The sequence below is a fragment of the Arthrobacter sp. NPDC056886 genome, from assembly GCF_042788715.1.
In the GTDB taxonomy this organism is placed as follows: Bacteria; Actinomycetota; Actinomycetes; order Actinomycetales; family Micrococcaceae; genus Arthrobacter.
Genome location: NZ_JBHUBT010000009.1, coordinates 188,242 through 202,986 on the forward strand (window position 1 = coordinate 188,242; position 14,745 = coordinate 202,986).

A 14,745-nucleotide genomic window follows, 5' to 3' on the forward strand; every position below is an offset into this window, starting at 1 on the left:
AGCGGCGGCCGTGGACGGAGCCCTAGGCCCCGTAGCTCGGTTCGCGCTTCTTGACCCAGCCGATGGCGAGCGCTGTCAGGGGCACGAAGGCGAACTCCACGAGGGTCTTGTAGAGGAAGCCCACGAGGACGTAGTTCACGAACATCCCGGCGTCGGTAATGCCAATCACAGACGCGGCGATGCTGCAGAAGATCAGCGTGTCCACGAATTCTCCGGCCACGGAGGAGCCCATGATGCGCGCCCAAAGGGACTTTTCTCCGGTCCGCGCCTTCATCTTGACGAGAATCCAAGAGTTGATGGTCTGGCCAGCGAGGAAGGCCAGCAGCGATGCCAGCACGATCTGCGGGACCGGCCCCAGGGCGCCTACCAGGGCCGTCTGCTTGGAGGCACCGTACTCGTCGTCGAACCCCGGAAGGGCGATGATGACCCAGTAGCAGAGGGACGCGAAGACGGACAGCGCAAAGCTAGTGATGATGGCCTTGCGCGCCACTTTGAAGCCATAGACCTCGCTGATGACGTCGCCCAGAATGTAGGCCAGCGGGAAGAGGAAGAAACCGCCGTCCGTGATGACGGGGCCGATCGCCACGCCCTTGGACGCCCCGATGTTGGACAGGATCAGCACCACGGCCATGACGGCGAGCATGATGCCGAAATACGGGGAACCGATCGAGGCGAATCTCGGCGGAGCTGACGCCGGGAAAGTCTTGGCGGAAGTCATGGGCATTCCATTCGTAGTGGTTCGCTCGGCGGCCCGCGCTCCCAAGGGAAGACGCTGGACGGCCGGCTGTATTAGCACTGGACGGCCCGGTGACACACGACGCCGGAACCGCCTCCATTCTCGCACCCGGCGGCGCAGGCACGGCGGCTCCGGCGCATTGGTGTGGGGGCGCCGGTTCCGGGGCACGACTGTGTGGACACGGCCAGTAGCCGCGAGTTCGCCGGAATCGCTCGTAGTCGCCGGAAATATGCGGCGATCCGGGGCGCTTCCGGCGAATTCGGCGAATTCGCCGGCGGATGGCAGGCGAACCTACGACGGCGGCGGGCCGCCGACCCCCGCGACCGAAGTCCAGTAGCCGGCGACCCGCCGTCGTACATTCCGCCGAGGCGGAATGTGGATCTAGCGGCGCGAGGCGTCGATGAGGTCCTTGTCGTCGTCCTTGGGGCCGCTAGTGCCCGCCCCCGCGTCGACAGCAGCCGGCGCCCAGGCGTGACCCTGCTCGTGGTCCAGGTGCGTGGACTTCTTGTTCTTCAGGGCGAAAATGTAGACCAGGAGGGAGATGCCGATGGCCACGGTGACGTAGGTGAAGAACAGTTCCTCCTGGCCCGCCTTCTGCAGTGCCGCGCCGATGAGCGGGACGGTGCCGCCGAAGAGCGAGTTGGCGATCGCGTAGCCCAGGCCGACGCCGAGGGCGCGGATGGACGCGGGGAACAGCTCGGCCTTCACCAGGGCGTTGATGGAGGTGTAGCCGCCCACGATCAGGAGGCCGCCCATCATCAGCAGGAACGCGGTCATCGGATCCTTGGTTCCGGCCAGGGCGGACAGGAGCGGCCAGGTGAACAGGACGCCGGTGATGCCGAACCACAGCAGGAGGGGCTTGCGGCCCACCTTGTCCGAGATGATGCCGTACACCGGCTGGAGCAGCATGAAGATGAACAGTGCCCAGAAGTTGATGACCGAGGTGTCGGTCTTGGCGATGCCGGAGGTATCGTTCATGAACTTCAGGATGAAGTTGGTGTACGTGTAGAACGCCACCGTGCCGCCAAGGGTGATCCCGATGCAGATCATAAGCGGCTTCCAGTAGCTGGTGAACAGCAGCTTCATGGTTCCCGGCTGTGCCTGGCCCGCCGCAGCAGGGGCCTTTGCGGCCTCGATCTGTTCGGCCGAGACGGTTTCCTCCATGGAGCGTCGCAGCCACAGGACTACCAGGGCGGCCACGCCGCCGATCGCGAACGGGATGCGCCAGCCCCACTCGGTCAGCTCGGCCTTGGGCATGGCGTTCTGCAGGACCACGAGGACCAGCAGGGCCAGCATCTGGCCGCCGATCAGCGTGACGTACTGGAAGCTGGAGAAGAAGCCACGGCGCTTGGAGGTCGCGGCCTCGGACATGTACGTGGCGCTGGTGCCGTACTCACCGCCCACGGAGAAGCCCTGGATCACGCGGATAAGGACCAGCAGGATCAGGGCCCACAGGCCGATCACGTCCTGGGTGGGCAGCACGGCGATGGCGAAGGAGCCCGCGGACATCATGGTCACGCTCAGCGTCAGCGCCGCCTTGCGGCCCTTGCGGTCGGCGTACCGGCCGAAGAACCAGGCACCGATCGGGCGCATCAGGAACGACGTCGAGAAGACGGCCATCGCCTCGAGTCCGGCCTGGAGCTCGTCGGTGGAGTTGAAGAAGTGCGCCTGGAAGTAGGCCGCGAATACGGTGTAGACGTAGAGGTCGTACCACTCGACAAGGTTGCCGGCCGAGCCTTTGAGGATGTTGCCGACGGCTTTCCGGGTCTGGGCCGCTTCGGACAGTTGGGTGCTCATCAATGAACCTTCCTGGATCCGGCGCCGCCTGTAAGCAACACCGTCCGCCACCTTAGTCCGAGTGATCCGGAACACTAAGGTTTTGTTCATACTGTTCATGGAGTTCCTGTTCATGAGCACAATGCGGGTGCTTTTGGCGGGATGGCAGGATGGGACCATGACTTCTACCGCATTCGATTCCGCCGCCCTGGCAGTTGGCGATACCGCCTCCGACGCCGTCTCCTCCCCCGCCGTCGCGCTCACCATCGCAGGCTCCGAGGCGACCGGCGGCGCCGGCGCGCAGGCTGACCTGAAGACGTTCCAGGAACTCGGCGTCTTCGGGATCGCGAACCTGACCTGCATCGTGTCCTTCGACCCGAAGGACAACTGGAACCACCGCTTCGTCCCGGTGGACCAGCAAGTCATCGCGGACCAGCTGGAGGCGACGACGGCGGCGTACGGCGCCACGTCCGGCGCACCGGCCGTGCTGGACACCGTCAAGATCGGCATGCTGGGCAGCCCCGCGACAATTTCGACCGTGGCCGCGGCGCTCGCAGCCGGGCAGTTCGCCAACGTGGTGCTGGATCCGGTGCTGATCTGCAAGGGCCAGGAGCCGGGCCACGCCTTGGACACCGACCAGGCGCTCAAGTCCCACATCCTGCCCCTGGCCACTTTCGTCACGCCGAACCACTTCGAGGCCGAGTCGCTGTCCGGGCTGGAAATCACCGACGTCGAGTCCCTCAAGGCCGCCGCGGTCCGCATCCACGAGCTCAGCGGCGCCGCGGTGCTCGCCAAGGGCGGCGTGCGGCTGGAGGGCCCCGACGCCGTCGACGTCTATTACGACGGCGAAACGCTGGAAGTCCTGTCCGCCCCGAAGGTGGGCGAAGTGGCCGTGTCCGGTGCCGGGTGCTCGCTGGCCGCTGCGGTGACGGCCGAGCTCGCCAAAGGTGCGACGCCGCTGGCGGCCGCCCGGACGGCCAAGGCGTTTGTGACTGCAGGAATCCGTAACCGGGTGGCCTCGGGTGCCCCGTTCGATGCCTTGTGGCAGGGCGGCCCGCGCTAACCCAAGCCGCCGAATTCGCCGGAGCCTCTCCAGTTCGCCGGAAGTTTCCGGCGAACTGGGGAGCTACCGGCGACCTGGAGAGCTACCGGCGACCTGAACCCCGGCTGGCCACGCGTCAGCGCGGATCCGACACCTTGCCCATGAACAAGGGCAGCCCGGTCTCGACGTGGACGATTTCGTAGAGGAACGGCCGGTCGAAACGAATCTCGTCCCTGGGTGCTGCGCCGCTCACAGCCCGCGCGTTGATCTGGGTCACGGCCGCGGCAACTGTCCCCTTCTCCGCCACGGTGATGTTGGCGGCCTGCCCGGCTTGCGTGATTTTGAGGCCGTGCTGGATCGAATTGAAGTCGGTTTCGGTTTCGAGCATTTCCTGCAGGCCCAGGCCGGCGAAGACCCTGCGCAGGTCGAAACTGCTCTTCTGGTCCCACTGCGGCAAATAGAGCTGCGTGGGTGACGGGGCGGCGGCGTCAAGGGCCCGGGCAGCGTCGGCAAAGTCCTGCGCGCCGGTCCCGGCATCCCCGGAATCCGGCAGCACAAGCCGCATCACGAACCCCTCGGCATAGGGAAGATCCACGGCCTGCGAGCCCGTGCCTCGGGCGGACGCGAGTTCCTGAATGCCGGACATGGTGGGGACGGAAACCTGTGTGCCGTCCGCCGTCGTGAAGGGCATCTCGGAGGTGTCGGCCGGGTCGAAGGGGACGTTCCAGGCTGAGGCGAAGTACACGGCGTTGAGCACGCTGAAAGTGTCTCTACGGTCATAACGGGCGGGTGCCTTTTTGATCCGCCCGCCGGTGTTCTTGTTCGCCCAGGCATCCATCGCGGGCTTGGTGGCAGCCTCATCCTGGAAGTTCACCGGGTACACGCCGGTCCCGTAATGCCGGGCCAGGGAGCGCAGATAGCCTTCCCCGGTGGGCACGCCCTGGTCCACGAACAGGCCGTTTGCGGAGTGCAGGACCGCCGGCGTGGAGGGTCCTTTTCGTCAACCAAGCCGGGGTCGCCGTCGAAGGCCTCCAGGGACGCGAGCAACACATTCATGGCCTCGTCGCGATGTTGCGCGGGGAGGCCCAGAGCACCGTCCATCTCGGCGGCGGACTTCCCCGAGGCCCCCGCCCGCAGCATGGCCAGGGCAATCAGCAGGCTGCCGGGGGACGCAACCACGTTTCCGTTTCCGGCCTCCCCGCCGTCTGTGAGGAGCGCGGCGCCCAATTTCCGCGCAGATGTCCGGAGCTGAGCCAGCTCGGCCGGGTAGGCGGACCGGTCCACCGAAACTCGGCCGACGCCGTCGGCCTTCAACAGCGCCGGCGGCGAGGCCGAACAGGCTGACAAAAGCAGCGCAACGCTGGCGGCGGCCGCCAGAAGCCGTGCCGGAAACTTGTGTTTCATCGCGCCCCCAAGGCCCGCACAACCGCGTTAGTGGAACGGCGGAGATCCGCCTAGGGCCAGTCAACCAGCGGGCCGCGGAAAGGAATACCGCATCGAGGTCACGATTTGACGCCGTTTGTCCGTGCCGTGCGCGGCCTGAGTCCGTCCACCCCCGTCCCCGGGGGCCAGTTCGCCGGAACCCGGCGAACTGAGAGGCCGCCTCAGCGCCGCGGGATGTTCCGCAGGTTGCTCCGTGCCATGCTGACGGCCTCGCCGGCGCCCCGGTTGAGGACCACCTTGGACATGGCCGTGGCGAAGCCCAGGATCTGCGAGCCCTTGATCTTCGGCGGGAGGGACAGTGCCTTGGGGTCCGTGATGAGCTCCACGAGTGACGGGCCGGGGTGGGCGAAGGCTTCCCGGTAGGCGGCCTCGATCCGGGATGGGTCCGTGACGCGGACGGCGTGGAAGCCCAGGGCCCGGGCAACCTCGGCGTAGTTGGCGTCCGGGACGTCGACGCCGAAGTCGGGGAGCCCGTCCACCAGCATTTCGAGTTTCACCATGCCCAGGGTGGAGTTGTTGAAGACCACCACGTTCACGGGCAGCCGGTGCGCGGCGACCGTGATGAGCTCGCCCAGCAGCATGGACAGGCCGCCGTCGCCGGATACCGAGACCACCTGCCGGCCGGGGTAGGCCAACTGGGCGCCGATCGCGTGCGGCAGCGCGTTGGCCATGGACCCGTGCAGGTAGGACCCTATGAGACGGCGGGTGCCCAGCGGGTTGATGTACCGGGCGGTCCAGACGTTGCACATCCCGGTGTCAGCCGTGAAGATCGCGTCCTCGGCCGCCACCTGGTCCAGCAACGAGGCCGCGTATTCCGGGTGGATCGGCTGTTTCTTCCCGACGTTCCGGGTGTACGCCCCCACGGCCTTGTTCATGAGCCGGTCGTGCTTCTTGAGCATCTGGTTAAGGAAGCGGCGGCTCTTCTTCGGCTGCAGCCGTGGCATCAGCGCGGCCAGGGTGGGCAGCACGTCCCCGTGCACGGCGACGTCGACGTCGGTCCGCCTCCCCAGTTTGTGCGCGGCCCGGTCCACCTGCGCCGTCCGGGTTCCGGGGAGGAACTGGTCGTACGGGAAGTCGGTGCCCAGCAGGATCAGCAGGTCGGCATCCTCGATGCCCTCGGCCGCGGCGCCGTAGCCCAGCAGGCCGGTCATGCCGATGTCGTAGGGATTGTCGTACTGCATGAAGTCCTTGCCACGGAGGCTGTGGCCGATCGGCGCCGCGAGCAGCTCGGCGAGGGCAATCACCTCGTCGTGCGCGCCCTGCACGCCCGCCCCGGCAAAGATCGCGACCTTCTCGGCGGCGTTAATGGCGTCCGCCAGTTCCCGCACGCTGGCGGGGTCCGGCGTCAGCGTCGCCGGTCGGAACGCCGCAGGGGCCGGCGTCGGAGCTGTCGCCTCCAGACCGGCGATGTCACCGGGCAGGGTCACGACGGCGACGCCCCGGAGCCCGACGGCGTGCTGGATGGCGCTGTGCATGACCCGGGGCGCCTGCTCGGCGGTGCTGACCAGCTCGGAGTAGACCGAGCATTCGTTGAAGAGCCGGTCCGGATGGGTCTCCTGGAAGAAGCTGCTGCCGATCTGCTTGCTCGGGATGTGCGAGGCGATGGCCAACACCGGAGCCCCGGAGCGGTTGGCATCGTACAGTCCGTTGATCAGGTGCAGATTTCCTGGCCCGCAGGAGCCGGCGCACACCGCCAGACGGCCGGTCAGCTGGGCTTCCGCCGCCGCGGCGAACGCGGCCGCCTCCTCATGCCGGACATGGATCCAGTCAATGCCGCCCTGCTGCGAGCCGCCGGTCTGGCGGACGGCGTCGACGATCGGGTTGAGGCTGTCCCCCACGATCCCGTAGATCCGCTGCACGCCGGCAGCCTGGAGTTGTTCGATGAGCTGGGTGGCAAGTTCCTTGGCCATGGGTGCACGCTCCCGGGAGGTGGATCGATGAGCTGACACTGGCCAATATAGTCCGCCCGCCTTGACGCGGGTTCCAGGTTAACTGGTGGCGGCGTTCTGCGCGTGGTCCGGTGGGGCCAGTTTTCAACATACGGCCAGCCACCGTTGATGCCCTGGGCTCCCCACTCATAGCGTTTTGGCAGGCAGTCCGCCTCTTGCCGCTTCTACAGCAAGGATCGATCTTGGCCAAGAAATCCCGCCGCCAGCCGGCAACACGTAACTCCAGCAGTGGGCACCGTTCCGGAAACGCGGCCCACAGTGCAAAGGACTCCCTCGCGTCGCATCAAAGCGCCCAGGAACTGGATTCGCTGGTCCCCGCATTCGTGCGTTGGCATCGTGAGCACGGGATCTTGCCGGAACTTCCCGTCCTGGAGCAACTGACCGCGTTCTTCCCGATCTACACCGAAATCTCTGGCGGCGCCCCAGTGACCGCAATGGACCCCGGACTTATAGCTGATTTGGTCGAGGTGCTCAATGAGCGCGATGCCGACTTTGCATCCTTTTTCTGTGCCTCCCTTTTTGAATACCTGCATTTTCTGAGGCACACGGGCCGCTGGTCCGGCGATGACGAGAACCACCTGATTTTGCACCGGGTCCTGTACCGCGGAGTACTCAATGAAAACGTTTTGCCGTAGAGCAGCCGCGCAAGCGAGCCAGCAACAGCCGTCAGGCCTCACGCAACAATGCATGAGCGCAACGGGACCCCGACGAAAACTGCCGGCGCGTCGTGGGAGTACGCGCAGGACATCGAGGGAGCCTGCAGGGTTCCGGAGGTCAGTTCCCCGAGTGCGCCTGCAGGAAGGTGTAGACCTCGGTCTCGTCCACGCCCGGGAAAGCGCCCGGCGGCATGGCGGCGAGCAGGTGGGAGTGGGCCCGGGCCGAGGGCCAGGCGTTGCCGGCCCATTCGGCGGTCAGCGACGCCGGCGGGCGGCGGCAGCAGCTTTCGTCCGGGCAGGTGGACTTGGACCGTTCCGTGGTGTCGCGGCCGCGGAACCACTTCACCTGCGCATACGGGACACCCACGGAGAGCGAGAACTCCCCGTTGGCGGAGCGTTCCGTCCGGGCCGTGCACCAGTAGGTCCCGGCCGGGGTGTCGGTGTACTGGTTGTAGGCGCTGAACTTGTCCGGAACGTCAAAGACCACGCGGGAGGTCCAGTTCTTGCATGACGGCTGGCCCTCGATGGCGCCGGTGTGGTCCTGCGGGAACGTCACGCCGTCGTTTTCGTAGGCCTTGTAGATGATGCCGCTCTTGTGCGTCTTCTGGAAGTGGGTGCGGATATCCAGGTGCTGGGTGGCGAGGTTGGTGAACCGGTGGGCGGCCGTCTCGTAGGACACGGCGAAGGCATCGCGGATGTCCTCCACGGCGATTTCCTTCGCCTGCTTGGCCCGCTGCAGGAATTCCACGGTCGCCTGCTCGGGCAACAGGAGCGCGGCGGCGAAGTAGTTCGTGGCCACGCGCTGCATGAGGAAGTCGCCGTAGTTCGACGGCGTCTGGTGGCCCAGGACGTAGTGGCCCAGCGCCTGCAAGAGCACCGAACGGGGGTCGTGATCGGTGCGGGCGTTCTGCGTCAGGTAAATTCTGCGGTTCTTAAGATCCGTCACGGACCGGGTGGAGTGCGGCAGATCACCCACGTGGTGGAGGCTGAAACCGAGGTGCCCGGCGATGTCCGCAATGACGTGGTGGGACAGCGGGCCGCTGGTGTGGCCCACTGAAGCCAGGACCTTCTGCGCCTCCGCCTCATACTCCGGGAAGTAGTTGTTCCGCTCCCGCATCATGGCCCGCAGCTCGCCGTTGGCGCGGCGGGCCTCTTCCGGCGTCGCCACCTGCTCGTTGAGCCGGCGTTCGAGCTCGTGCTGCAGGCCCACCATGGACTCCAGCACATCCATGGGAAGCCGCGAGCTGATGCGGATTTTTGGCAGGTTGAGGGACTCGTAGATGGGGCTGCGCTGGTAGCGCTCCAGTTCGATTTCCAGCGCCGCGCGGCGGTTGGGCGGCTCGGCGCCGAGGAGCTCATCAATGCTGACCCCGAGGGCCGCGGCGAGCTGCTGGAGCAGGCCCAGCTTGGGTTCGCGCTTGCCGTTTTCGATCAGGCTCAGCTGGCTGGGCGCGGTCCCGACGGCGGCGCTCAGGTCATCGAGGGTGAGCCGGGCGGCCTTGCGCAAATGGCGGACGCGGCGGCCCATGCTGATGACGTCCACCTCCGGCGCGGCGGGGGACGGCAGGGACGAAGCTTGGCGGTTCCAGCTGGCGGGATGCATTTCTTGAGAATATGCGAAGAAGTGCATTTCTTTCCAGAGCTTTGACCTAGAAAGCCCTTGGAAAGTGCAGAAAAGTAGGTCTCACGGAAAGATCACCACCCCGGGAACCACCGGCCAGGATCTGCAGCGACGCAGACACCGCTCGCGGAACCACCAGTCCCGGGCCCCACCAAGGAGACAAAGATGACTGCAGCATTTGAGCCCACCCAGCAGCCGTCCGGCCAGGACAAAACACAGCAGGCCGCCGCACTGGAGCTCGAGTGGGCCGCCAACCCGCGCTGGGAAGGTGTCACTCGGGATTACTCAGCGTCCGACGTCGTCCGCCTCCGGGGCCGCGTCTCCGAAGAACACACGCTGGCCCGCCGCGGCTCCGAAAAGCTGTGGAAGCAGCTCACCGAGGAGCACAAGGAAGGCAAGTACACCAACGCCCTTGGCGCGCTGACCGGCAACCAGGCCGTACAGCAGGTCAAGGCCGGGCTCCGCGCCATCTACCTCTCCGGCTGGCAGGTCGCCGCTGACGCCAACAACTCCGGCCACACCTACCCGGACCAGTCGCTCTACCCCGCCAACTCGGTTCCTACGGTGGTCCGGCGCATCAACAACGCCCTGCTCCGCGCAGACCAGATCGAGTTCTCCGAGGGCATCCAGACGGTCGAGGACTGGCTGGTCCCGATCGTGGCCGACGCCGAGGCCGGCTTCGGCGGCCCGCTGAACGCCTACGAGCTCATGAAGTCGATGATCCAGGCCGGCGCCGCGGGCGTGCACTGGGAAGACCAGCTCGCCTCGGAAAAGAAGTGCGGACACCTCGGCGGCAAGGTCCTGATCCCCACCCAGCAGCACGTCCGGACGCTGAACGCGGCCCGCCTGGCCGCCGACGTCGCCGGCACGCCGTCGGTCATCATTGCCCGCACGGACGCCGAGGCGGCAACACTGATCACCTCCGACGTCGACGAGCGTGACCAGGAATTCATCCTCCGCGAAGGCGGACAGCCGGTCCGCACCCCGGAAGGGTTCTACAAGGTCCGTAACGGGATCGAACCCTGCATCGCCCGCGCCAAGGCCTACGCCCCGTACTCCGACCTCATCTGGATGGAGACGGGCACCCCGGACCTGGAGCTTGCCCGCAAGTTCGCCGAGTCCGTCAAGGCCGACTTCCCGGACCAGATGCTCTCCTACAACTGCTCGCCGTCGTTCAACTGGCGCAAGCACCTCGACGACGCCACGATCGCGAAGTTCCAGCGCGAACTCGGCGCCATGGGCTTCACCTTCCAGTTCATCACCCTGGCCGGCTTCCACGCCCTGAACTACTCGATGTTCGACCTCGCCCACGGCTACGCCCGGGAAGGCATGAGCGCCTACGTCGAGCTGCAGGAGAAGGAATTCGCCTCCGAGTCCCGCGGCTACACCGCAACCAAGCACCAGCGCGAAGTCGGCACCGGCTACTTCGACGACATCGCCACCGCGCTCAACCCGAACGCATCCACCCTGGCCCTGGTGGGATCCACCGAAGAAGGCCAGTTCCACTAATCCCCAGCCTTCCCGCCGGTTGCTCTATCACTTTTGGTCTTCATTGACCGCTTTTAGGAACCAAAAGTGATAGGGCAACTGCGGACTTTCAAGGAGCAACTCCCATGAACAGCTTCACTGACAACTTCACCATCAACGGGATCACGCTGACCGCGCAGCCGATTTGCCGGCAGAGCGAGCTTCTTACCCCGGACGCCCTGGCCTTTGTGGCCAAGCTGCACCGGGCCACGGCCGGGCGCCGGCGGGAGCTGCTGCAGGCCCGGCAGGAACGCCGCCACCAGATCGCCAAGGGCCAGGACCCGCGGTTCCTGCGCGAAACCGAAGACGTCCGCAACGACCCGAACTGGCGCGTGGCTCCCCCGGCTCCGGGCCTGGAGGACCGCCGCGTGGAGATCACCGGGCCGGTGGATAAGAAGATGACCATCAACGCGCTGAACTCCGGCGCCAAGGTATGGCTCGCGGACATGGAGGACTCCTCCACCCCGTCCTGGCGCAACGTGATCCAGGGCCAACTGAACCTCACGGACGCGCTGGAACGCCGTATCGATTTCACGTCGCCCGAGGGCAAGGAGTACAGGCTGCGCCCGGCCGGGGAGCTGCCCACAGTCGTGGTCCGCCCCCGCGGCTGGCACCTGCCGGAAAAGCACATGCTCATCGACGGCGAACCGGTCGCCGGCGGGATCGTGGACTTCGGGCTGTACTTCTTCCAGAACGCCCGCCGCCTGATCGCGCAGGGCAAGGGGCCCTACTTCTACCTGCCCAAGATCGAGAGCCACCTCGAGGCCCGGCTCTGGAACGACATCTTCATCCTGGCGCAGGACCTCCTGGGCATTCCGCAGGGCACCATCCGCGCCACCGTGCTGATCGAGACCATCACCGCGGCGTTCGAGATGGAGGAGATCCTCTACGAACTGCGGGACCACGCCGCGGGCCTGAACGCCGGCCGCTGGGACTACATCTTCTCCCTGATCAAGAACTTCCGCACCCGCGGCCCCCGCTTCGTGCTGCCGGACCGCGGCCAGGTCACCATGACCCAGCCCTTCATGCGGGCCTACACCGAACAGCTGGTCCGAGCCTGCCACAAACGCGGTGCCATGGCGATCGGCGGCATGGCCGCGGCCGTCCCCAACCGCAAGGACCAGGCTGCCAACGCGATCGCCTTTGAGAAGGTCCGCGCGGACAAGACCCGTGAGGCCGGCGACGGCTTCGACGGCTCGTGGGTGGCGCACCCGGACCTCGTGCCGGTGTGCCGCGAGGTGTTCGACGGCGTCCTGGGCGAGAATCCGAACCAGCTCGAGCGCCTCCGCGAAGACGTCGCCGCGGACGACCGGGCCCTCCTGGACATCTCCGCGACCACCGGAACCATCACCGAACAGGGCATCCGGAACAACATCGAAGTGGGCATCCGCTACATCGAGTCCTGGCTGCGCGGCAACGGCGCTGTGGCCATCCACAACCTGATGGAGGACGCCGCCACCGCGGAGATCTCCCGCTCGCAGCTGTGGCAGTGGATCTTCTCCCGGGCCATCACGGACCACGGCGACGTGATCACCCGGGAGTGGGTGGAGGACATGCTGGACGAAGAATTCGCCAAGCTGGAGCGCTTCGAGGGGGACCGATTCGCCGACGCGCGGGACATCTTCGAGGAAGTCACCCTGTCCAGCGAGTTCCCGGCGTTCCTGACGCTGCCGGCCTACGACCGCTTCCTGCATGAAGCGCGCGACGGCGCCGACCCCAGCCGCGGGAAGGCCGCGCTGATTTCGGCGTAGGAGCTCCACGGCCCGGGCGGACCGGGTCCGCAAAGAATTCCGTTTGCTGGGGTGCCCGCCCCTCGCAACAGGCAGCCCGAAATCCGGGTGGCAGCCCAGCAACGGAACACATCTGCAGCTCGACAACGGCGTCGAGTTGACAGCTAGGGCCCATGTTCCTCGCGGACATGGGCCCTAGCTGACACAGCTTCAGCCCTCCTGATCGACGGCAGACATATCGCCGACGCCAGGCGTGCCATCGGCGAGCGCGTAGCGCTGCATCACCGCACCCTTCGGTGAGGCGACCACCGGCTCGATGAGTCTGAGGTTCGTCGGAACCACCCCGTCGGCGAAGACCTTCTTTCCACCGCCGAGAAGGATCGGATACACCCAGAGCGTGAGCCGGTCGAAGAGCCGCTCGGCGAACAGAGTCTGCACGAAGTCGAGACTGCCGATGACGTGGATGTTCGCGTGCCGGTCGCGCAGTTCACGCACGGCGGCGACGACATCAGGACCGAGCAGGGTGGAGTCGGCCCACTCGAGAGTCGGCGTCTGGCGCGAGGCCACGTACTTCGGGAGGCGGTTGAACAGCCGCGCGATCTCCCCTTCCGCGTTCGGCCAGTACGCGGCGAAAATGTCGTAGGTCCGGCGCCCAAGCAGCAGCGCGTCCATCCCCGCCATCCCGGAGTCGATCTGCTCGCCGACGACCTCGTCGAAGAGAGGCGCCTGCCAGCCGCCAAACGCGAAACCGCTGTCGGCATCCTCGTCCGGCCCGCCGGGCGCCTGCGCGACGCCGTCGAGCGTGGTGAACAGGTCGATATGGATCAGTCCCATGCCGTGCTCCTTCTCTGTCGCCCGTCGTCGCCCCGGCGACGGGATCACTTCGACGCTGACACAGGAGCCCTCTGCGACGCAACCGTTTTCAGCGGCCGACACGGGCTTACCGCGCAACCGACGGCCCCTCGGCCGAGCCACAACATCGGCCCGCCCCGGACACTGGGCGAAGGTTGGGAGACGAGCCCTAGTGCGGCTTCGGCACCTTGCGCAGGGACAGCGCAGTACCCAGGATGAACGCGGTCACGGAGCACAAGATCATCAGCAGCGGTCCCGTCCAGGCACCGGTAACCCCGTGGACGTAGCCCAGGAGGGTTGGCGCCACGGCACCGAAGGAGTACCCCGTACCCTGGACGACGGCGGACATCCGGGCTGCCGAGGCCTGGTCCCGTGCCAGCCGGATAATGGCCAGGAAGATCAGCGTGATTCCGCCGCCCTGGGCAATACCGCCGAAGGAAGACCACAGCCACCACAGTTCCGGCGCGAGCAGCAGACCCAAGGGCACCGTGAGCCACAGCAGTCCCAGGGTGAGGCCCACCGCTGTCGTGCTGGCGAAACGGGCCGCCAGCGGCACGCCCAGTCCGCCCACAATGGCCAGGATCTGGAAGAGCGAGGACCCTGCCCCGGCGGCCGCGGGTGCCATGCCGAGCTCGTCCGCCAGCAGGCTCGGCAGCCAGGCGGTCACCCCGTAGTAGGAGAACGCCTGCCCGGCGAACCCGAAGGTCAGGGCTGCCGTGATCCACCGGGACGAGAGCTTTCCGGCCGGCCGCCCCGGGTCCGAGGCAGGGACGGCGGCAGGAATGAAGGCCCGCCGGCCGACGGCGATCACCCAGACGGCGGCGGCCGCCACCGCGAAGAGGCCGCTCGCGGCAATCGCGGGCCGCCAGCCCAGCAGCTCAGCCAGCGGGGCCGACACCATGGAGGTCAGGAACGAGCCGATATTCAGGGCCGCGGTATACGTGCCCATCGCCGCGCCCTGCCGGGCGGGGGTGAAGTCACGCCGGATGATCAGCGGGACCACGATGTTGCCGATGGTGATGGCGACTCCGAGGATCACGGTCCCCAGCATGACCAGGGCGCCGCCGCCGGCCGAGCGAACCACGACGCCGAAGAGCACCCCGAGCAGGGTCAGGGTGATGGCGAACTCAGGACCCAACTTGCGCCCGGCCAGCGAGGCCAGCGGCGCGGCCAGGGCAAAGCACAGCACCGGGATTCCGGTCAGGAATCCCAATTCCACCGGGGTGAAGCCGAGATCGTCCTCCAGCTGCGCGATCACCGGGGCCACGGCCACCAACGGGCCGCGCATATTCAGCGCGATGAGCCCGATCGCGAGCATGAGGAGCCAGCCGCGCGGCGCCCGGGCCAGGTCGCTCATGGGGTGGGCCGTTGCCCGGCGGACGGGCAGAAATGTGATTTCATCAGTCCCATTGC

General features: G+C 66.8%; 12 protein-coding genes. 4 read left to right on the forward strand and 8 right to left on the reverse strand.

The window, feature by feature from the left end:
• Positions 1-22: 22 nt before the first annotated feature.
• Both ACFRJ8_RS16680 and ACFRJ8_RS16685 read right to left on the reverse strand, forming a co-directional pair.
• On the reverse strand, positions 23-718 hold the full coding sequence (locus ACFRJ8_RS16680) for a queuosine precursor transporter (protein WP_377987263.1): 696 nt from the start codon (positions 716-718) through the stop codon (positions 23-25).
• Positions 719-1,117: 399 nt separating this feature from the next.
• Positions 1,118-2,533 carry an MFS transporter gene (locus tag ACFRJ8_RS16685; protein WP_377987264.1) on the reverse strand — a complete coding sequence of 472 codons (1,416 nt, stop codon included), beginning with the start codon at positions 2,531-2,533 and terminating at the stop codon, positions 1,118-1,120.
• Positions 2,534-2,690: 157 nt separating this feature from the next.
• Here ACFRJ8_RS16685 and ACFRJ8_RS16690 point away from each other — a divergent pair, with 157 nt between their 5' ends.
• Complete coding sequence (locus ACFRJ8_RS16690) at positions 2,691-3,575, forward strand: hydroxymethylpyrimidine/phosphomethylpyrimidine kinase (RefSeq protein WP_377987265.1); 885 nt, start codon at positions 2,691-2,693, stop codon at positions 3,573-3,575.
• 115 nt (positions 3,576-3,690) lie between these two features.
• Here the strand turns inward: ACFRJ8_RS16690 and ACFRJ8_RS16695 are convergent, their stop codons facing one another.
• The 3 genes from ACFRJ8_RS16695 to ACFRJ8_RS16705 all read right to left on the reverse strand — a co-directional run bounded on the left by ACFRJ8_RS16695 (position 3,691) and on the right by ACFRJ8_RS16705 (position 6,907).
• On the reverse strand, positions 3,691-4,491 hold the full coding sequence (locus tag ACFRJ8_RS16695) for a serpin family protein (RefSeq protein ID WP_377987266.1): 801 nt from the start codon (positions 4,489-4,491) through the stop codon (positions 3,691-3,693).
• Complete coding sequence (locus ACFRJ8_RS16700) at positions 4,425-4,958, reverse strand: serpin family protein (RefSeq protein ID WP_377987267.1); 534 nt, start codon at positions 4,956-4,958, stop codon at positions 4,425-4,427. The genes ACFRJ8_RS16695 and ACFRJ8_RS16700 overlap by 67 nt, the downstream gene beginning before the upstream one ends.
• Before the next feature lie 200 nt (positions 4,959-5,158).
• A complete protein-coding gene (locus ACFRJ8_RS16705) occupies positions 5,159-6,907 on the reverse strand; it encodes a pyruvate dehydrogenase (RefSeq protein ID WP_377987268.1) in 1,749 nt (582 codons plus the stop codon).
• Positions 6,908-7,128: 221 nt separating this feature from the next.
• On the opposite strand from ACFRJ8_RS16705, the gene ACFRJ8_RS16710 reads away from it, so the two are divergent.
• A complete protein-coding gene (locus ACFRJ8_RS16710; protein ID WP_377987269.1) occupies positions 7,129-7,581 on the forward strand; it encodes a hypothetical protein in 453 nt (150 codons plus the stop codon).
• Positions 7,582-7,720: 139 nt separating this feature from the next.
• Here the strand turns inward: ACFRJ8_RS16710 and ACFRJ8_RS16715 are convergent, their stop codons facing one another.
• Positions 7,721-9,232: a helix-turn-helix domain-containing protein gene (locus tag ACFRJ8_RS16715; RefSeq protein ID WP_377987270.1), complete on the reverse strand. Its 1,512-nt coding sequence runs from the start codon at positions 9,230-9,232 to the stop codon at positions 7,721-7,723.
• 156 nt (positions 9,233-9,388) lie between these two features.
• Between ACFRJ8_RS16715 and aceA the strand changes: the two genes are divergently transcribed.
• The gene (gene aceA / locus ACFRJ8_RS16720; RefSeq protein WP_377987271.1) at positions 9,389-10,732 is read left to right on the forward strand and encodes an isocitrate lyase; all 1,344 of its coding nucleotides are present in this window, start codon (positions 9,389-9,391) and stop codon (positions 10,730-10,732) included.
• A gap of 104 nt (positions 10,733-10,836) precedes the next feature.
• Entirely contained in the window at positions 10,837-12,501 is a 1,665-nt protein-coding gene (aceB, locus tag ACFRJ8_RS16725; protein ID WP_377987272.1) for a malate synthase A, read from the forward strand.
• A gap of 189 nt (positions 12,502-12,690) precedes the next feature.
• On the opposite strand, the gene ACFRJ8_RS16730 is transcribed toward aceB, so the two are convergent.
• Both ACFRJ8_RS16730 and ACFRJ8_RS16735 read right to left on the reverse strand, forming a co-directional pair.
• The gene (locus ACFRJ8_RS16730; RefSeq protein ID WP_377987273.1) at positions 12,691-13,314 is read right to left on the reverse strand and encodes a dihydrofolate reductase family protein; all 624 of its coding nucleotides are present in this window, start codon (positions 13,312-13,314) and stop codon (positions 12,691-12,693) included.
• Between the two features lie 187 nt (positions 13,315-13,501).
• Positions 13,502-14,689 (reverse strand): CynX/NimT family MFS transporter, encoded by a 1,188-nt coding sequence (locus ACFRJ8_RS16735; RefSeq protein ID WP_377987274.1) that lies wholly within the window; start codon positions 14,687-14,689, stop codon positions 13,502-13,504.
• Positions 14,690-14,745: the final 56 nt, after the last annotated feature.